Source organism: Spongiimicrobium sp. 3-5 (genome assembly GCF_046557915.1).
Lineage (GTDB): Bacteria > Bacteroidota > Bacteroidia > Flavobacteriales > Flavobacteriaceae > JBHEBG01.
The window spans coordinates 297975-317902 of the sequence record NZ_JBHEBG010000003.1; the positions used below are offsets into that span (position 1 = coordinate 297975).

Annotated in this window: 16 protein-coding genes; 6 read left to right on the plus strand and 10 right to left on the minus strand. The window is 40.9% G+C overall.

Features of this window, described 5'->3' with window-relative positions:
• Window positions 1-43: 43 nt before the first annotated feature.
• Window positions 44-1057: a DUF6588 family protein gene (locus tag ACEQ81_RS12810; protein ID WP_411031298.1), complete on the plus strand. Its 1014-nt coding sequence runs from the start codon at window positions 44-46 to the stop codon at window positions 1055-1057.
• A gap of 82 nt (window positions 1058-1139) precedes the next feature.
• On the opposite strand, the gene ACEQ81_RS12815 is transcribed toward ACEQ81_RS12810, so the two are convergent.
• The gene (locus ACEQ81_RS12815; protein ID WP_411031299.1) at window positions 1140-1514 is read right to left on the minus strand and encodes a hypothetical protein; all 375 of its coding nucleotides are present in this window, start codon (window positions 1512-1514) and stop codon (window positions 1140-1142) included.
• A 248-nt stretch (window positions 1515-1762) separates the two neighbouring features.
• On the opposite strand from ACEQ81_RS12815, the gene ACEQ81_RS12820 reads away from it, so the two are divergent.
• Together ACEQ81_RS12820 and secDF are read left to right on the plus strand one after the other, a co-directional pair.
• Window positions 1763-2689, plus strand: coding sequence for a malate dehydrogenase (locus tag ACEQ81_RS12820; RefSeq protein ID WP_411031300.1), 927 nt, complete (start codon window positions 1763-1765; stop codon window positions 2687-2689).
• Between the two features lie 145 nt (window positions 2690-2834).
• Window positions 2835-5801 carry a protein translocase subunit SecDF gene (secDF, locus tag ACEQ81_RS12825; RefSeq protein ID WP_411031301.1) on the plus strand — a complete coding sequence of 989 codons (2967 nt, stop codon included), beginning with the start codon at window positions 2835-2837 and terminating at the stop codon, window positions 5799-5801.
• Between the two features lie 60 nt (window positions 5802-5861).
• Here secDF and ACEQ81_RS12830 read toward each other — a convergent pair whose 3' ends face one another.
• The 7 genes from ACEQ81_RS12830 to folE all read right to left on the minus strand — a co-directional run bounded on the left by ACEQ81_RS12830 (window position 5862) and on the right by folE (window position 11802).
• Complete coding sequence (locus tag ACEQ81_RS12830; RefSeq protein ID WP_411031302.1) at window positions 5862-7106, minus strand: ATP-binding cassette domain-containing protein; 1245 nt, start codon at window positions 7104-7106, stop codon at window positions 5862-5864.
• A 57-nt stretch (window positions 7107-7163) separates the two neighbouring features.
• Window positions 7164-7700: a GNAT family N-acetyltransferase gene (locus tag ACEQ81_RS12835; protein ID WP_411031303.1), complete on the minus strand. Its 537-nt coding sequence runs from the start codon at window positions 7698-7700 to the stop codon at window positions 7164-7166.
• A gap of 16 nt (window positions 7701-7716) precedes the next feature.
• The gene (locus tag ACEQ81_RS12840) at window positions 7717-8208 is read right to left on the minus strand and encodes a DUF192 domain-containing protein (RefSeq protein ID WP_411031304.1); all 492 of its coding nucleotides are present in this window, start codon (window positions 8206-8208) and stop codon (window positions 7717-7719) included.
• Window positions 8209-8226: 18 nt separating this feature from the next.
• Window positions 8227-9192, minus strand: coding sequence for a prolipoprotein diacylglyceryl transferase (gene lgt, locus ACEQ81_RS12845; protein ID WP_411031305.1), 966 nt, complete (start codon window positions 9190-9192; stop codon window positions 8227-8229).
• A gap of 114 nt (window positions 9193-9306) precedes the next feature.
• Complete coding sequence (gene yidD, locus ACEQ81_RS12850) at window positions 9307-9528, minus strand: membrane protein insertion efficiency factor YidD (RefSeq protein ID WP_411031306.1); 222 nt, start codon at window positions 9526-9528, stop codon at window positions 9307-9309.
• An 82-nt stretch (window positions 9529-9610) separates the two neighbouring features.
• Window positions 9611-11107, minus strand: coding sequence for a cysteine--tRNA ligase (gene cysS / locus ACEQ81_RS12855; RefSeq protein WP_411031307.1), 1497 nt, complete (start codon window positions 11105-11107; stop codon window positions 9611-9613).
• Window positions 11108-11121: 14 nt separating this feature from the next.
• Window positions 11122-11802, minus strand: a complete 681-nt coding sequence (gene folE, locus ACEQ81_RS12860; protein ID WP_411031308.1) for a GTP cyclohydrolase I FolE — start codon at window positions 11800-11802, stop codon at window positions 11122-11124.
• Between the two features lie 290 nt (window positions 11803-12092).
• On the opposite strand from folE, the gene ACEQ81_RS12865 reads away from it, so the two are divergent.
• Complete coding sequence (locus ACEQ81_RS12865) at window positions 12093-13898, plus strand: T9SS type B sorting domain-containing protein (RefSeq protein WP_411031309.1); 1806 nt, start codon at window positions 12093-12095, stop codon at window positions 13896-13898.
• 129 nt (window positions 13899-14027) lie between these two features.
• Window positions 14028-15452 (plus strand): T9SS type B sorting domain-containing protein, encoded by a 1425-nt coding sequence (locus ACEQ81_RS12870; RefSeq protein ID WP_411031310.1) that lies wholly within the window; start codon window positions 14028-14030, stop codon window positions 15450-15452.
• A 53-nt stretch (window positions 15453-15505) separates the two neighbouring features.
• Here the strand turns inward: ACEQ81_RS12870 and ACEQ81_RS12875 are convergent, their stop codons facing one another.
• A complete protein-coding gene (locus ACEQ81_RS12875; RefSeq protein WP_411031311.1) occupies window positions 15506-17011 on the minus strand; it encodes an OmpP1/FadL family transporter in 1506 nt (501 codons plus the stop codon).
• A 39-nt stretch (window positions 17012-17050) separates the two neighbouring features.
• Window positions 17051-18352: a hypothetical protein gene (locus ACEQ81_RS12880; RefSeq protein ID WP_411031312.1), complete on the minus strand. Its 1302-nt coding sequence runs from the start codon at window positions 18350-18352 to the stop codon at window positions 17051-17053.
• Between the two features lie 98 nt (window positions 18353-18450).
• Here ACEQ81_RS12880 and proS point away from each other — a divergent pair, with 98 nt between their 5' ends.
• Complete coding sequence (gene proS, locus ACEQ81_RS12885; protein ID WP_411031313.1) at window positions 18451-19926, plus strand: proline--tRNA ligase; 1476 nt, start codon at window positions 18451-18453, stop codon at window positions 19924-19926.
• The last annotated feature ends 2 nt before the right edge of the window (window positions 19927-19928 follow it).

Here is a 19928-nt window from a genome sequence, read left to right on the forward strand (position 1 = left end):
CCGAAAGTGCGAGTTTTTTAGTTTTGGACAAAACCAAGAAATTATGAAACGTATATTTTTGTTCGTTGCAGTTTTGTCAGGAGTTTTGTCCAATGCGCAGTCCAATGTAAATGATCTATTGGCGGCCGGCATAGAGGATGCAGAACGTTTTACCAATGATTATCTGGCTCCTGTTTCAGAAGGGGCTATCTATAGTTTTTCGAATGGATGGTATAATTCTGCCGATGCAAAGCCCTTAGGTGGCTTTGAAATCTCAATTATCGGAAATATTTCCCCATTTAAAAATAAGGACGATAAAAAAGCCTTCGTCCTAAACACGGCCGATTACGAAAACCTTCAATTCGCGGATGGGAGTCCTTCTAGAACGGTTTCCTCGGCTTTAGGGGATTTGGAAGGGATTATGGTCTTTGTAGAGGCCGAAGTAGCTCCTGGCGTAAATGTTAGGGAAGACTTTGAGCTGCCGAGCGGACTTGCTTCCGAAAACATAAACTTTGTTCCCTCAGCGTTTTTGCAGGCAAGCGTAGGATTGATCAAAGGAACAGAGATCAAAGTAAGGTTTTTGCCAAAAATAAATACGGATAACGTGGATGTAGGTCTTTATGGGTTTGGTATTCAGCACGATTTTACAAAACACTTACCTGCCGATAAAGTGTTGCCCGTGGCAATATCAGCAGTAATTGGATATACACATTTGGATGGTACTTACGATTTTTCGGATACGGATATCATTGCTGGCCAAAATCAACGCATAGATACCGAAATAAATACATGGGTATTTCAGGCCGTAGTATCTACTAGATTACCTGTTATTAACTTTTATGGAGGTTTAGGGTATCTCACCGGAAAATCAAAAACAGATATTTTGGGGACTTATATAGTACAATCTGGCCCTTTTCAAGAAACATATACCGATCCCTTTTCCCTAAGCGAAGATGCCAGTGGTGTTACCGCCAACTTGGGAACAAAGTTAAAACTAGGATTTTTTAGAATAAATGTAGACTATACCATAGCCGAGTTCAATAGTTTATCACTGGGCCTTAACTTTGGTTTTAGGTAACAGATTTCTGCCAAAGAAATAAATCAAAAAGGCCGTAAAACATTCGTTTTACGGCCTTTTTTCAAGAGCGTGTTTAAAAGTTTTATTCTCTTACGGCCAAGGTATTGCCTTGGTTGTCCTTAAGAACAGTTCCATCTTCGGCCTTCTGTAAGGTAACTATATCATCCAATAAGTCGGTTCCCGGATAGGAAATGGTATAAACCCCATCCTCTTGGGTCCAGCTAAAATCGGTTTTCATTTCTAATTGCTTGTTGGTATAACTGTGAAATCGCCCTAAATAGGCATCGTTGAATATCCACTCCTTGCGGGCAGTTTGCTTTTCTGTAAGACTGTTGCTGCCAATAGTTTCATTGGTCCATATTCCAATAACCGGGTCATTGTTTTCAGGTATGCGAGAACAGTTACTAGCAAATATTATGGCCAAGATTGCCACAAATGAAATCATCTTCTTCATCATCGTAGGTTAATTCAGATTTGGGTATAAATGTTAACGCGTATAGTTTCAATTGTATTGCAGTTATTCGACGTATTGCATACAATTATTTTTTTCTTCGTTGAAATGTCGTTTTTTTTAACATTGTCTCTCAATAATTTAACGAAACAGTACAATTTTGAACTGCCATTTATTATGCAAACAACGGTCGTTTTTCTGTTAAAATTCAGTACTTTTGAACTCTTGAAATTAAATTTAAAAACGGACGTAATATGAAAGTTACCGTAGTAGGTGCAGGTGCTGTTGGCGCTAGTTGTGCAGAGTACATTGCAATTAAAAATTTTGCATCGGAAGTTGTAGTGTTGGATATTAAGGAAGGCTATGCCGAAGGCAAAGCGATGGACTTAATGCAGACAGCTTCTTTAAATGGTTTTGATACCAAAATTGTAGGAACAACGAATGATTATTCTAAAACGGCAGGGAGCGACATTGCCGTAATAACTTCTGGTATTCCTCGTAAACCGGGGATGACCAGGGAAGAATTGATAGGTATCAATGCCGGAATAGTGAAATCAGTGGCATCCAGTCTTTTGGAACATTCGCCCAATGTTATTCTCATTGTGGTGAGTAATCCTATGGATACTATGACCTATTTGGTGCATAAAACTACGAGTTTACCCAAAAACAAAATTATTGGGATGGGCGGAGCTTTGGATAGTGCCCGTTTTAAGTATCGTTTGGCCGAAGCCTTGGATGCCCCAATTTCTGATGTTGACGGGATGGTAATCGGCGGTCATAGCGATACCGGAATGGTGCCTCTAACGCAACATGCCACAAGAAATAGCATCAAGGTCTCCGAGTTTCTCTCTTCTGAGCGTTTGGAGCAAGTTGCGGCAGATACCAAAGTAGGCGGTGCCACATTAACCAAGTTATTGGGGACAAGTGCATGGTACGCTCCAGGTGCCGCAGTTTCTGGACTGGTGCAGGCCATTGCTTGCGATCAGAAAAAGATGTTTCCCTGTTCCACACTTTTGGAAGGTGAGTACGATCTAAACGATATTTGTATCGGAGTACCGGTAATATTAGGAAAAAATGGTATCGAAAAAATTGTCGATATTGAACTGAACGATGCCGAAAAAGCCAAAATGCAAGAAAGCGCCGAAGGGGTAAGAAAGACCAACGGCCTGCTGCAACTTTAAGTGAAAGTTAAGTATAGCATAAGGGGCAACCGCTTTAAGCGGTTGCCCCTTATTTTGTAATAACTCATAAATATATTGCCAATTCCTATGGGAAATAATATATTTGCACGCTGTTAAGAATACTACAAATAAATACATGTAATCAATGCAAAATAAAGGACTTATAAAGCTTTTTGCTTTCTTGTTTGGGATAGTAAGTATCTATCAATTATCCTATACTTTTATTACCAGTAAAGTTGAAAAGGAAGCTGAAGTCTTTGCAACTAATAGTGTTTCTGAGACTGAAGAGGATTATGTTGCCAAGAGAGAGGCGTTGGAAGCCCGTTATTTGGATTCCATTGGTAAAAATTCCATTTTAGGATATACGGATTACAATGAAGCCAAAAAGAAGGAACTGAACAAAGGTCTAGACCTTAAGGGAGGAATTAATGTTACGCTTCAAATATCCGTAAAAGATATTTTAAAAGGTTTGGCCAACAATACCAAAAACCCCATTTTCAATAAAGCATTGGCTGATGCGGATATTGCATCACAAAGTAGTGACAACACTTATCTGGAATTGTTTTTTGATGCCTTCGATCAAATAAAAGGCGATGCCAAACTTGCATCCCCCGATATCTTTGCAAACAAAGGGTTGAGCGATGTAGTTAATTTTCAGATGACCGATGATGAAGTAAAGCCTATTATTAGAACTAAAATAGACGAATCCATAGTTTCTGCCTTTGAGGTATTGCGAGAGCGTATCGATGGTTTTGGGGTTACACAACCCAATATACAACGCGAAGGCAATTCTGGTCGTATTTTGGTTGAACTTCCAGGCGCAAGGGATATAGCCAGAGCGCAAAATCTACTTTCCAGCACGGCTCAATTAGAATTCTGGGAAACGTACCCAAATAATGATCAAAGTCTTAATGCCTTTTTTGGTGCGGCGAACGAGAGATTAAAATCCTTGGTAGATGTTAGCCAGGAAGAACCTATAAAGGAAGAATCGGAAATAGATTCATTACTATCCGATGTTTCGCAAGATTCTTTGGATCTTGCTAGTCAGGTAAACCCCCTATTCGATTTAATACAGGGCCAAGCCGCTAGCTATGCAACCTATACTTTTGCCATAAAAGATACCGCTACGGTTGGGGCATATCTTAGAATGCCGGAAATAAGGCGTTTACTTCCCCCCGATGTTCAATTTGCAAAGTTCGTTTGGGAAAGACCACCAACGAAAGAAACCGAAGTAGTGGGCCTTTATGCCCTAAAATCAAATCGTGATGGTACTCCAAGGATAAGTGGCGATGTGGTTAGTGATGCCAGGTCCCAATTTGATCAATTCAACAGACCGGCTATTGGAATGGACATGAATGTAAGAGGGGCCAAGCTTTGGGAGAAATTGACCAATGAGGCAAATCTAAACAATACAGGAATAGCTATTGTTCTGGATAACAAAGTGTACACGGCACCAGGAGTTTCGCAACCTGGAGGTATATCTGGTGGTAGTTCCGAGATTACAGGAACTTTTACCGTAAATGAAACCAAAGATATCGCAAACGTATTACGAGCAGGTAAACTACCTGCTTCTGCAGAGATAATACAATCGGAAATTGTAGGACCATCACTAGGACAGGAAGCTATTGATAGTGGCTTTAAATCCTTTATGATAGCTATGGCCATCGTATTACTGTGGATGATATTCTACTATGGCAAAGCCGGAATCTTTGCCGATATCGCCCTACTATTAAACATACTGCTGATTTTTGGCGTGTTGGTAAGCTTAAATGCCGTACTAACTTTACCGGGAATCGCAGGTATAGTATTGACCATAGGTATGTCGGTGGATGCCAACGTACTTATTTTTGAAAGGATAAAAGAGGAATTGGCCAAAGGAAAAGGAAAAGGAGAGGCCATATCGGATGGTTTTGCCAATGCATTGTCTTCCATTTTGGATGCCAACGTTACCACCGGGCTTACCGCCCTAATCCTATTTTTGTTTGGATCCGGGCCTATTAAAGGTTTTGCAACAACTTTACTTATAGGTATCGTTACCTCTTTGTTTACCGCAATATTCATTACAAGATTGTTAGTAGACTGGTATATAAGCGGAAAAGGAAGAACCCTGGATTTTTCTACAGGTATTACCAAAAACCTGTTCAGAAATATGAACATTAATTTCTTGAGCAAACGAAAAATCGCCTATGTAGTGTCTACTATTTTGGTTGGTATAGGGTTATTCTCCCTAATTACTCAAGGCTTACAGCAAGGGGTAGACTTTGTTGGGGGACGTTCTTATCAGGTAAGGTTCGAAAAAATAGTGAACCCCTCCGAGATTGCCTCCGAGCTTAATACGGTCTTTGGTAGTGGTACCAATGTAAAAACGTATGGCGATGGTAATCAAATTAAAATTACTACACCTTATAAGGTAGACGTTGAAGGGATTGAAGTAGATAATGAGATTCAAAATAAGTTGTATACATCCTTACAAAAATATTTGCCGGACGGTATTGCCTATGAAGATTTTATCAGCGGTGGAGATGGCACCCCTATTGGTATATTGCAATCCGTAAAGGTAGGCCCTACCATTGCAGATGATATTAAGAACAATGCCTTTTTGGCTATAATCGGTTCTTTGGCGGTAGTGTTTTTATACATTTTATTGCGTTTCCGTAGATGGCAATTTTCTCTTGGTGCGGTAGCTGCGGTTTTTCATGATGTGTTGATTGTATTGGGAATCTTTTCATTGACCGGCAAGATAATGCCTTTCAATATGGAGATCGATCAGGCGTTTATTGCCGCCATCCTTACCGTAATTGGATATTCCTTGAACGATACTGTGGTAGTTTTTGATAGAATTCGGGAAATAGTCAATGAAAGAGGATGGAAATCTGGTAAGAACGTAAATTTGGCCTTAAACAGTACATTGAGTAGAACGCTAAATACATCGCTTACTACTTTGGTAGTGTTATTGGCCATATTTGTATTTGGTGGAGAATCTTTACGCGGATTTATGTTCGCCATGATTGTAGGTATTATTGTGGGTACCTATTCTTCTTTGTTCATTGCTACACCGGTAATGTTCGATACCCTTAAAAGAAAATTCAGGACTGGGGGAGAAGAGGCATAAAACAAAAACCTAAAATATACAAAGAGCCACTATGCTGACAAACAAAGATAGTGGCTCTTTTTAGTTGCGTACTTTCCCTACAGAGCCTTTATCCGTCATGTGCAGGTCGTAAATGAAATTGGGGGTCAACCCTTTTTCTTGTCGATGCGACACAAATATTATCGCAGTTTTGCTTTCTTGGGCTATTTTGTTGGTTAAAGCCACAAACAGGGCCGCGCTATGATCGTCTAACCCAGCGGTAGGTTCATCTAGAATAAGTAACAACGGATGCTTTATCATAGCTCTAGTAGTCATCACCAAACGCTGCTGCCCCATGGAAAGATCGTGGAAATACGTATTTCTTAGTTCCCACATGCCAATTAAAAGCAACCAATCTTTAGCTAACCTAAATTCGGCATCGGTAGGTTTTACGTAGAGGCCCACGGAATCATGAACTCCCGATATCAACATATTCTCTACAGTATGATGGCCAGAGAATTTATCCGTCATGGCGGGTGTGAAGTATCCAATTTTTTTCTTTATATCCCAAATACTCTCCCCACTTCCCTTCTTAACATCAAAAATATAGAGATCCTGTCCGTAGCCCTTACTATTTTCACCTGTAACCATAGACAGCAATGTTGTTTTACCACTTCCGTTTTTTCCTACCAATTGCCAAAATTGTCCAGGCTTTATTTCCCAATTTATGTTTTGTAAGATGGGTTTGTCCCCATAGCTCACGGAAACGTTCCTTAAATCTATCAATACATCCGAGTCGTAATCAAAAGGATGCAAGGGCAAGGGAATACTGCCTTCAAAAAAGACTGTTTCTTCTTCACTACCTTTCTCCACCGTGATTTGGTCCACAACAAGTTTTTTGCCTTCAAGGGTAATTAAATTGGTGACAAATGGTAGCAGATCTATTTTTCGACTAATTAGTTGAACAATAGTAGTGTTTTGCGAAATATCATTTAAAAGGTTCGCCAGGTTGCTTTGGGAAGCAACATCCAAATTGTCGAAAGGGTTGTCCAAAATCAGAAAATCTGGTTTCACCTGTAGTAGGTGACGCAGTAAGGCTTTTTTTTGCTCCCCACTCGACATGGATTTTAAACTTTGTGGGGTATTGGAGGTTATTATTTTTGTATCGTGGCGTTCTTCTTCGTCTATGAACCGATGTAATGCCAATTTTGAAAAAAGGGCTCCCTTTAACCCGCTGAGTTCCTCAAAATATGATGTTTCCGGACGCCCTTCCAACAGCGTATCAATGAAACCTGCCTTATCCGATCGGTTGTCAATAAAAATGCCCCAATGTTTTCTGTTGCCCATAAACCGCTAATTGCCTACTAAGTTATACTTTGCCCATTAAAGCCAAAAATGTGATTTTTACCTATTTTTAACCCTAAATATATGCACGGGATTGTCTTTATACCTAGTTGTCTTGTCCAAAAACATTCCATTGTTGCGGGCTACTTTTTGCGAAGCCATATTGTCTACCTGAATTATGGATATCAATGAATTGTTCGCAAATTTTAAATGTAACTCCTTGTCAAAGGCATATTGTTTACATTTTATGGCCGCTTCCGTAGCATAACCTTGGGACCAATATTGAGGTAATATGGAATATCCGATTTCCAATTCTTCCAAGCCATCTACCTGTTGTATTAGCAATCCGCAGAGTCCTATGAGCTTTCCACTGGTTTTGTTGACAAGCGCGTTCATTCCACCTAGATCGTTTTTATAGCGATAGAATATCTGTTCAAATTGTTGTTCACATGCTATAACGGGATCGGCGTGTATGCCTGTCCAGAATTCCGTACTTAGAGGTTCTTTATGAAATGGAAGCCAAGTATCAAAATCGGTTTGCGTTACTTTCCTAAATAACAACCTATCCGTTTCCTCGCCTTCAAGAAGATACCCCATAATTTGCTGTAATACACTAGTTTCTCGTGAATTCTACGCGGTCACCCACTTCAAGAGACCACTTTTCAGCTAGCCCCGCATTAATTTCCAAAACATATTGTACTGGCACTTTAGAAGAAAGACCAGTTTCGTCTAAAGGCTTGGCATTCTCTTGAAAACTGGCTATATGCAGGTTTTCGTCCAGAAAAATAAGATCAAGGGCTATTTCTGTATTTTTCATGTAAAACGAATGCATTTCCACATCTGGGAATATAAACAGCATGCCCTGGTTTTCTGCCATGGCATTTCGGTACATAAGCCCAGTTTGGGTCTCGTAGTCCGTTTCGGCAATTTCGATGTTCAATTTGGTAAGGACGGTATCTGTTTGTCCCCTGTAGACCATAAGTTCTCCTTCCTTGGTAAAGGTTATGGGCGCAGTGCTTATTACTTTTTTAGGTTCTTCTTTACAGGCGCCCAATATAAACAAAACTGCTAGCAATAAATATGCCCCGGATTTTATCTTTGTCATTGGGATGCTAATAGATTTTTATGAAGTTACAGTTTTTGAGGGTCTAAACATAAAGTACAGTCCAACCGCAATAAATGGTATGCTGAGCCATTGCCCTGTAGATAAAAGTCCCAGTGATTCCTCAAAGCCACCTTGGCTTTTCTTTACAAATTCTACAAAGAAACGGATCGTCCACAACAACACCAGAAAAAGTCCGAACAGAAAACCTAATTTCAGTTTTTTATCTGTTTTCCAATAGAGGTAGTAGAGGATGGCGAAGACAAAAATATAGCAAACACCTTCATATAACTGGGCAGGATGTCTGTAAGGAATAGCTTCGAGATACTCTGAAAACCTTGGGTCTTTTTCTATGAGGTCGTATGCGGCATTAACGGATTTTTCTTTGGTAATGGCTAAAGCTTTAGATGCGGGCATATCATCGGAATCTCGAAGAAAACGCGTAGCAAAAACAAAAGACTTATCAACTATTTTCCCATTGATTTCGGAGTTAAAAAAATTACCCAAACGTACACAGAACGCCCCTATAGAAACCGGGATAACCACTTTGTCCAGTATACCCAGTATTTTAAATTCGGGATATTTTTTTACATAAAGGTACATGGCTATAATTATACCAATAGCCGCACCATGACTCGCCAAGCCGGTGAAACCGGTAAACTCGTATCCGTTTATCAATCCAAACAAAGTACTACCCGCTCTTTCCCGTATAGGCAGCAGTATTTCCAAAAGATGGTTTTTGTAATAAGGCCAATCATAAAAGAATACATGTCCTAGGCGTGCACCCAACATAGTTGCTAGAAGGGTATGGATAAAAAGGGAATCTAACTGTTCTACAGACTTTTTTTCATTCAAAAAAATCTTTTTCGTTAGATACCACCCTAGGGCAAAGGCCACAATCCAAAGTAAATTATAATATTTTATTTGTAGGACGCCTAGATTAAAAAGTGTCTCATCTGGGTTCCAGGTAATGCCTAAAAAGTACATTCGCTTTTGTTTTTAAGTGGCTAAGATAAGTAAATACTGTATTAGTAATTGTTATTTTATAGTCAGTGTTCCAGATTTAACGGACATTAAGTATTAAGACATGCTTTTAGGCTTTTAAGGTACCGGATCATATCCTTTTCCACCCCAAGGATGGCAACTAAAAATACGTTTTAAGGCAAGCCACCCGCCTTTGAAAAGGCCATGTTTCTTTAAGGCTTCCAGGGTATATTGAGAACAGGTGGGTGAATAGCGGCATGTCGCCGGTGTAAGGGGCGAAATCAATAACTGATAGATTTTTACCAGAAAAATAAAAGGGGCTATCAGAATTTTTTTCATTTTACACCAAATGGATTCTATGGCAATCTGCTATTCAGTTTTATATTGGTTGCAACGTTGACCGTTACAAGACCCTACCCGCTTAAGAAACGCTAAAGGTGGTGCCATCCTTGCCATCTTTAAGTTGTATGCCCATACCCGCCAATTGATCTCTTATTTTATCGGAGGTGGCAAAATCTTTGTTGTTACGCGCTTGGTTACGAAGCTCTATTAACAGATCTACAACACCAGAAAGTTTGTCAGAGTCCATGTCAGAGTCAGAGGACTGCTCTAGTCCCAAAATATCGAAGACAAAGTTATACATGCTTTCCTGCAATAAAGCTTTGTCCTCAGATGTAATATTTTCTTCTCCTTCTTTAATAAGATTGATATGTTTAACGGCCTCGAACAGATGGGCTATAAGCATTGGGGTATTAAAATCATCGTTCATGGCGTCATAGCATTTTTGTATCCAAGCGGCAACATCAAAAGCCGAAGTATTAGATTCTTTACCTGTCTTTGCAGTAAGACCTTCCAATACTGTTACAGCTTCCATTAATTTGTTGTATCCTTTTTCGGAGGCCAAAAGGGCATCGTTGCTGATGTCCAAAATACTGGTATAATGTGCTTGCATCATAAAAAAGCGTACAGAGGAGGGAGAAAAAGGCTTGCTAAGCACGTCGTTTTCGCCCGAAAATATTTCTAAGGGTAAGATGTTATTACCCGTTGACTTCGCCATTTTTTTACCATTTAAGGTCAACATATTGGCATGGAGCCAATACTTAACCGGCGAATGCCCATTACTGGCTTCGGCTTGGGCAATTTCACATTCGTGGTGTGGAAATTTAAGATCCATACCACCACCGTGTATATCAAAAGTATCGCCCAAGTATTTGATGCTCATAGCAGTACATTCTAAATGCCAACCTGGGAACCCATCTCCCCAAATAGATGGCCAACGCATAATATGCTGGGGTTCTGCTTTTTTCCATAAAGCAAAATCTTGCGGGCTCTTTTTTTCTTCCTGAGCGGAAAGCTTTCTGGTATTGGCGATCATATCTTCCAATTTTCTGCCGCTTAGCTTTCCGTATTCGTGATCTTTATTAAACTTCTTTACGTCAAAATAAACCGATCCGTTGACCACATAGGCATATCCTTTGTCCAGGATATCTTTTATGATCTCCATTTGCTCAATAATATGACCGGTAGCCGTAGGTTCTATACTTGGTGGCAAAAAATTGAATTTTCTAAGGATATTGTGAAAATCAACAGTATACCTGTGTACCACCTCCATGGGTTCTAGCTGCTCTAACCTGGCTTTTTTTGCAATTTTGTCTTCCCCGTCCTCAGCATCGTTTTCCAAATGACCGGCATCTGTAATATTCCTTACATACCTTACTTTGTAACCCAAATGTTTAAGATATCTAAAGATCATGTCGAATGACATAAACGTACGGCAATTTCCCAAGTGTACATTGCTGTATACCGTAGGGCCGCACACATACATGCCTACGTAACCTTCGTTAATGGGTTCAAAAACTTCTTTTTTGCTAGATAGGGAATTGTATACTTTAAGTTGTTGGGTTTTGTATAATTGCATTTTGGTTAAAACAATTAAAAATTGGTATCAAGATTAATGTAGTCCAAAAACTCCCTGCGTACCGCTTCTTCCTTAAATTTTCCACCGTATTCGGCCGTAACCGTACTGCTTTCAATATCGCGAATACCCCTAGAATTTACACATAGATGTTTGGCATCTATAACGCAAGCAACATTGTCCGTGCCCAGTACTTGCTGTAATTCCTTTACAATTTGAATGTTTAGACGTTCTTGTACCTGTGGTCTTTTGGCGTAGTAATCCACAATGCGGTTCATTTTTGAAAGCCCCACTACAGTACCTTTAGAAATATAGGCTACATGGGCCTTACCAACAATAGGCAGTAAATGGTGTTCGCAGGTAGAATAGAGGGTAATGTTCTTTTCTACCAACATCTCCCCGTATTTATATTTGTTTTTAAATGTGGAGGATTTTGGCTTGCGCTTGGGGTGTAGTCCCCCGAAAATTTCTTTTACAAACATTTTGGCAACTCTATTGGGTGTGCCACTTAGACTATCATCCTCTAGGTCTAATCCCAGTGTTTGCATTATCTCCCTAACGTTGTTGCGTATTGCCGTTATTTTTTCTTCGTCCGTTAAAAGGAAAGCATCCTTTCTTAGGGGTGTATCACCAGATGTGGAAACATGGCCGTTTCCAATTTCATCAAAATGTTCTTCCGTTGTGCTGTCCAATTTCATAGTTCGATACTATTTAATTATCCATTGATGTGTTAACCAAAAAGATGGATCCCCAAAATAAGTGGGGAAGGCTTTCTGTAAACCAAGGTTGTTGATAAAAAACAGCTTATTCAACAACGCTAAGTGCTTGGCCCATTTTTCTTTTTAAACCATCTTAAATGGGGCTTAAGCAAGGAGCAAAGATATACATTATATAGCACTTAATACCATGTTTACGGTGTTACACAACATAAATTAGTGTTAACGCCGAGCAGTATCTAGTTTTATATCATCCAAACCCATGCCTACCAATGAGGAGATTAATGATTGCTATATGGGCTTCCGTTTTATGCGGGGGTTATATTGCGTCGGGACAAGTTTCGCCCGATTGTGATACGGCAATTCCTATCTGTAACAATACTCCTGTAAATGGCGGTACAACGGGGTTTGGCATCGATGATTTTAACAGTGCCCTACAAACAGGATGCTTGGAGCAAACGTCTACCAATGCCATAGAATCTAATTCTGCATGGTATCGTTTCCGTACCGGAGCTTCGGGGCAATTGGGTTTCAACATTGGATTTGATACTTCCGAAGATTGGGATTTTGTTCTCTATAGAGCGTCGGACTGTAATACCTTGGGAGAACCGATACGGTGTAATTTTTTTGATAATAGCGATGGTATGACCTATATGGGTGTGGGCGAAGATCCTACAGGAGCCACTGGCACCGTCCTGTATGAAGATTGGTTACAGGTTACGGCAGGGGAGGATTACTTTTTACTGATCAACAACTTTAGCAATAATAACACGGGTTTTTCCGTTCAGTTTTCCGGTAACATTTTTGTTACCAACCCACACGATGCCTTGGACTGCTCAATAATCAGTAACCTATTGGGCGCACCTGTTTCGGCATGTGAGAATGAAAATATTGTACTTAATGCAGCAACGACCAATGCAGTTCAGTACGATTGGTTTATGGATACTGGTATGGGTTTTTCCCCAATAGCAGGAGAACACAACCCTATATTACCCATAAATGTCTCTGCTTTATACAGGGTAGCTGTATTTACTTCTCTTGGCGATCTAATTCTCAGCGATGTACAGGTTGAATTTTCCCCGAACCCTAGTACATTTCCGCTTGTAGACGAATTGAGCTGTTCTGAAATTGGTTTTTACGATCTATCGCAGAAAGATGCGGAAGCCCTTGGAGGGCAAGCAAATAATGAATTTGTGGTGAGTTACCACAATTCCCAGGCAGATGCTGTACAGGGAATAAATAGTTTGCCAAAGTCCTATCCGGTACACGGCGGCACGGAAACCATTTATGTAAGGGTAGCCTCAATAGCAAATCCAAGATGTTTTGATGCATCTGAAAGTTTTGGGCTAACCATTGTGGAGACTCCGGTTTTAAGTTTCCCCGAAGAAGTGAATCTATGTGAGGGAGATTTAATGGCCGTAATTGGTGAAACAATGCCCAATCCCAGTTATTCCTATGCCTGGGATACCGGTGAAACTACTGCTAGCATTACCGTTTCCCAAGCAGGCTCTTATACACTTACCGCCACACATATAAGCCTAGGGCTTAGTTGCCAAATCACTAGAACGGTTTCTGTTGTTATATCACTGCGTCCACAAATATCCGATGTGGTTATTGAGGGTCTTCAAAATAACAATACGGTTACTATACTTACAGATATTGAGGGCGATTTTGAATATCAATTGGATAATGGGAATTTTCAACCGAGCAACGTTTTTGATGGGGTAACCCCTGGAATGCATACCGTTACCATAAACGATCTTAACGGATGTGGTACGGCAAGCGAAAATATTACCGTAATGGGTTTCTCCAAATTTTTCACCCCCAATGGCGATGGGGTTAATGATAGGTGGCAAATTACAGGAATTTCAGATTTGGAGGAGCCGGTTGTATTCATTTATGACAGGTATGGAAAACTCCTAAAGCAATTAGATCAAAATAACCTGGGTTGGGATGGTACATTTCAAGGAAGAAATCTACCTTCTTCAGATTATTGGTTTAAACTTACTTACATAGACAACCAAGGTCAAAAAATTACCGCTAAATACATCAATAATCATTTTTCACTTCGAAGATAATTTGGTGCCATTTTTTATCAAAACAATCACTTCATCGATTAACCGTATAAAAAATACGTTGAAATATACTAAATCAAAGTGATGCGAGTTATAATATTGATCGTATTTCTAACGTTAGCCCCATAGTCTATGAGAACACGTATCTGTCCCATGTTTTGTTTATTGCTTTTTACTTTTGCGGCAATAGCACAAAACTCTCCAGATTGTAGAACCGCAATCCCCGTATGTGCGGATGTACCTATTATTTCCGAAACCAATGGTAGTGGTGATGTTACGGATTTTGATCCGGACGTTATTAGACAGACTGGCTGTTTGGAAAAGGGAAGTGTGGCATCTGCGGATATAGAAAATAACACGGCTTGGTATGTTTTTAGAGCCGGCACCGATGGTCAGATCGGTTTCCATATTGAGGCTTTATCGATAACCGCCGAGTGGGATTTTGCCCTTTACGGGCCCTATGGTCCCACTTCTGCCTGTGCAGATATAAGTAGTGGGGCTTCAGAACCTATACGATGTAATTATGAGGTAAACACAACGGCGTTCACAGGAATAGGTGTAAACCCTGAAAATGGGCAAGAAGGTGCACCCTTTCTAGTTGGGAGTCAAAATACCTATGACGAATGGTTAGATGTCCTCGAAGGTGAAATCTATTACCTGCTTATCAATAACTTTAATACCAATTTCAATGGGGATCCGGAGCCATTTTCCCTTAGGTTTACCGGGACTTCGGTAAATGCAAATCAGGATACGGCTTTGGATTGTGTATTCCGAGATGAGTTTTTAGGATTGGACATTGTTGCTTGTGAGGGCGATCCCGATATTATTTTAAGTGCTTTACGTTCTCCGGCCGGAGCAGATATTGTAAGCGTTGCCTGGTCCGTGGATTTTGATGATGACGGTACTATAGATCAAACACTCACCGGTACCGGGCCATTTGGCGCCGAATTAGCGGTTGCGAGCCCAAATTCTGGGCGTTATTTTGTTTCCATAGAAGATATCTTTGGTGTTACCCTTACCGATGATGTTTTAATAACGTTTTTTGGAATACCTGTTTTAGATGAGGTGTCAATTTTAGAAAGGAATATAGATGACGATTCTGTGGATACCAACAACGTGGAAATAATAGTTGATGGTAATGGGAGTTATGAATATGCCATTAATGGGGGCGAATTTCAGGACGACCCAATTTTCCTTGATATCCCCCCGGGTATGAACACTGTTATTATAAACGATAAAAATGGCTGTGGTACTACAGAACCCATAGAGTTTTTGGTAGTTGGGTATCCTAAGTTTTTTACGCCGAACGGCGATGGGATTCACGATGCATGGAACGTATTGGGGATAGAGACTTTAACAGATCCGGCAGTTTTTATTTTTGACCGCTTTGGGAAGCTCCTAAAGCAGTTAGACGAGACCACCATTGGTTGGGACGGTACCTTTAACGGTAGGCCGTTGCCCTCATCCGATTATTGGTTTAGGATAGAGTTTTCCGAAGATCAAGAAGGAATAGTTGTGGCAACCACAAAACGAGCACACTTTACATTAAAACGCTAAAACAATAAGGGCCCGTTAACGGGCCCTTATTGTTGCTTTTTCTAAGATTTTCCTTAAAAATTAAGTGTATAGCCAAGTGTTACGTTGGTTATTGCACTGCTTATTAAAGCTGGTGTGGTTACCCCCGTATCGAACAATTGTTGGTTAAAATCTTGCTCGGTTCTACTAACGGCCAAATCCAATCGGCTTCCACCAAAGTTATATCCAATACCACCAGAATAACCGTTTAGGTCACCTATGGTAACACCATCTTCATATGGACTTTCTTCGAAACGGTATCCTGCCCTAAGGCTAACTTGGTCAATTCTATACTCGCCACCGACCCTGTAAGTGGATACGGCACCCAATTGACCTGCAATAAATGTGTTTTCCGAGGCAAAACTAGCATCGCTTGTAGGGCGCAATTCGGCTTGTGACATATCTTGATACCCATAGTCGAAGCTTAGAAGACCTTCTTTTCCAAAGATCAGCGCCAAACTCCCCGTTAACTTACCAGGTGTTTTTATGGTATATCTTTCAAATAAATTAACGATGTTGAAATCGATAAATCCAATATCATTGTCCGCCAGATCTGAATTTATGCGTTGCGAAGTGTCGTCGGTAAGTCGGTACCAAGTTGGAGATTGATAGCTTCCTCCAACCCGTATATTATCATTAAGTTTGGCTATGGCACCTACACTAAAGGAAAAACCAGAGCCTTCGGTATGCAAAAAGTTGTCAAAATCCACAAATTGAATTTCGGAACCAGCATCGAAACCGCTTTCGCGCAATCGTGTAATCTTGTCGTAAAATACCGTATGGAAGTTTAAAGAAGCCCCTAGATAGAGGGTTTCCTTGTATTGTGATGCCACATTTAGGGTAAATTTGCCATTGTAACCAGAAGTTCGCTGAAAAAATTCTTGGTTTACGGTGTTATAGGTGGCATTGGAGACATAATCGGTATTATTGTCGTCTGTGGCGTCCACAGGGTCTATAACACCCCCAAAATAGCCTAGAAATGCCTGTTGGTCCGCAAAACCTAAGTTGGCACCGATATCTAAATAAGCTTCTTCTATGAATTCGCCATCCTGTAGCAATAATGGCCCTAGTGGAACTCCCTGCGCAAAATTCAGGAAATAATTGTCTATGCCCTGATTGCTGTTTCCGGCTATAAAAGTCCTGTTGTCAAAATTCTGTACTAAATCGTAGTTAAAGGCCAATGCAATTTTTTGCCAATCGTCATTGTTATTGCTTTTAAATACAAAAACACCACCTACCTGATTAATTTTTACATCATTAAGGTCTTCCGTGCTGGTACGGTTAAAATATAAGGCATCGTTATTATTGTAATAATTGGTACCTGAAACGGTAAACAAACTATTATTAAAAACTGCAGATCCGGCCGGGTTTACGTTTAGTGCGGATAAGTCGCCTCCCAATGCTCCAAAAGCTCCGCTTAGTCCTTGAAAACGCGCCGTTCCTTGTGTGTTATCTATGCTGTATCGCAATACATCGTTTATGTTTTGGCTGCTCAATAATGCACATGACAATACCATTAGCAAAGTTAAATAGCTTTTCATTATCGTAAAATTTAGAATGATTTAATTGATTGTACCTATTTATTGTCTTCCGCCACCTCTTCTTCCACCGCCTGAGGATCTACCTCCAGAAGAGCGAGAGCCTCCTCCGGAGCTTCTTGCACTTCCGCTAGATCTTCCGGAACTTCCTCCTGATCGGTAACCCGAACTGCGGGAAGATGAAGATGATCTGGAGTACCCAGAACTTCTTCCGGATGAACGTGAAGATGGTGATCTGGAATATGAAGAACTCCTAGGTGCACTACTTCTGTAAGTGCCCCTGGCCGCACTGGTGCGATTGCCAGAACTTCTTCTATAGGTACTGCTTCTAGGCGAATTACTTCTATAGGTCTGATTGCTTCTAGAGCTGCTATTGTACCGTGGTACAGCACGTGTGGTTCTGCTGGTCCTATAAGATCTGTTACGGGCTGCAGCATCTACTCCCACAGTCCTTCGGGCCGTAGTCCCTGTTCTATACCTGCTAGAAGAGCGGGTACCGGTATTTCTTCCTACGTTAGACCTACCGCTGTATGTTCTGTATCTAGATGAGGTAGCACCTCTCCTAACGCTAGACCTACTCCTTAAAGAATTACCAACTACTCCATTGCGGTTGTAATAGCCACGTCTACTTCGGTTAAAGGCGTAACGACCTCTTCCGCCGTAATATCCATAATGCGATCTTCCATAATAAGGCCTACCGTAGAAACCACCGTAACCTAATCCATAACCAAAACCAAAGCCGGGTCCGTAAAAGCCACCCCAACCAAAACCACCCCAACCAAAACCACCCCAACCAAAGCCACCCCAGCCCCAGTTGTTCCAGCGGTTCCATCTATTCCAGCCAAAGCCGGGTCCGTAAAAGCCACCCCAGCCCCAGTTGTTCCAAAGCCATGGGTCGTTCCATCCCCAACCGAAGCCGGCACCACCCCAGTTATCGTATATATTAATACTTACGTTAGAAGGGCTTTCTCCCCATCCGGCGTAACCATTGTAATTGTTATTATTATCAAAATAGTTGGATTGTTCCGCAATTTGTAGGCTATCGTTTTCAGCGCCTCCATAATACTCATCTACATCCGTAAATACCTCACTGTCCAATATTTCTCCATATTCATCCGCTTTCTGCCCAAAATAGTTTCCATACCCGCTTTTGTCCTCTTTTTGCGCTGGTGGTCTCTGGTAGCGGGGTTGTTCTACCGAAACCTGACGCCTTTCCTCGGAATAAATTCCATCATTATCATAGTAAGATGCTTGCTGATATGACCCGCAGGAAACAAAAAGTGCTCCAACAAAAGTATACAGGGCAACAATTCCAATTTTAGGCCGGGGTAGAGAATGTATCATCTTGGTAAATTTAATTGTTGAACATTATAAAAATAGTTAGTTTTACCGAACTATTTTTTAGAAGATTAAGTCACAAGTTTTGTGCCAAACTGAGAATAATGGGTAAATATTTAACAAAAAGGGGAGAGGATTACTCCAAATGGTACAACGAACTTGTGGTTAAGGCTGATTTGGCTGAAAATTCGGGAGTTCGTGGATGTATGGTGATAAAGCCTTATGGTTATGCTATTTGGGAAAAAATGCAGGCCGGATTGGACAAGATGTTCAAGGAGACGGGTCATGAAAATGCCTACTTTCCGCTGTTTATCCCAAAATCTTACCTAAGTAAAGAAGCCAGTCATGTTGAAGGTTTTGCAAAGGAATGTGCCGTAGTTACCCATTATAGATTGAAAAATGCGGAGGATGGCAGTGGTATTATCGTAGACCCGGAAGCCAGGTTGGAAGAGGAGTTGATTGTAAGGCCAACATCCGAAACCATTATTTGGGATACATTCAGGAAATGGGTACAGTCCTACAGAGATTTACCTTTATTGATAAACCAATGGGCCAACGTAGTTCGTTGGGAAATGCGTACGCGTCTTTTTCTACGTACCGCGGAGTTTTTGTGGCAAGAAGGGCATACCGCCCATGCTACGGAAAAGGAAGCGATTGAGGAAGCAGAGCTGATGATGAACGTCTATGCCGATTTTGTTGAAAACCATATGGCGGTACCAGTAATTAAAGGGACCAAAACCGAAAGCGAACGTTTTGCCGGGGCCATAGAAACCTATTGCATTGAGGCATTAATGCAAGACGGAAAAGCGCTTCAGGCCGGAACATCGCATTTTTTGGGTCAAAACTTTGCCAAAGCCTTTGATGTAAAGTTTGCCTCCAAAGAAGGAAAACAAGAGCATGTTTGGGCAACCTCTTGGGGCGTGTCCACAAGGCTAATGGGCGCATTGGTAATGACCCATAGTGATGATAACGGTTTGGTATTACCGCCAAAGCTTGCACCCATACAGGTTGTAATTGTACCTATTTATAAGGGTCCAGAGCAATTGGATGCTATTTCCGAGCGTGTTGCTCCCTTGGTAAAAGAGCTACGGGCAAAAGGAATATCCGTAAAGTTCGACAATAGGGATACCCATAAACCCGGGTTTAAGTTTAACGAATATGAGCTTAAAGGAGTTCCGGTAAGATTGGCAATAGGCCAACGCGATATGGAAAATGGCACATACGAACTTGCCAGAAGAGATACTTTGGAAAAAGAGACCGTTAATGAAAAAGATGTTGTTGCTAGGATTCAATTTTTGATGGAAGATATGCAACAGGCCATTTATACAAAGGCATATGACTATAGGCAAAAACATATTACACCGGTAGAATCCTATGAAGAATTTAAGGATATCCTGGAAAATAAGGGTGGTTTTGTTAGTGCACATTGGGATGGTACCCCAGAAACGGAAGAAAAAATAAAGGACGAGACCAAGGCTACGATTCGCTGTATTCCTATTGATGCTCCGGAGGAGGTTGGAAGCTGTATGGTTACCGGAAAACCGTCAAGTCGTAGAGTGCTGTTTGCCAAGGCTTATTAAAA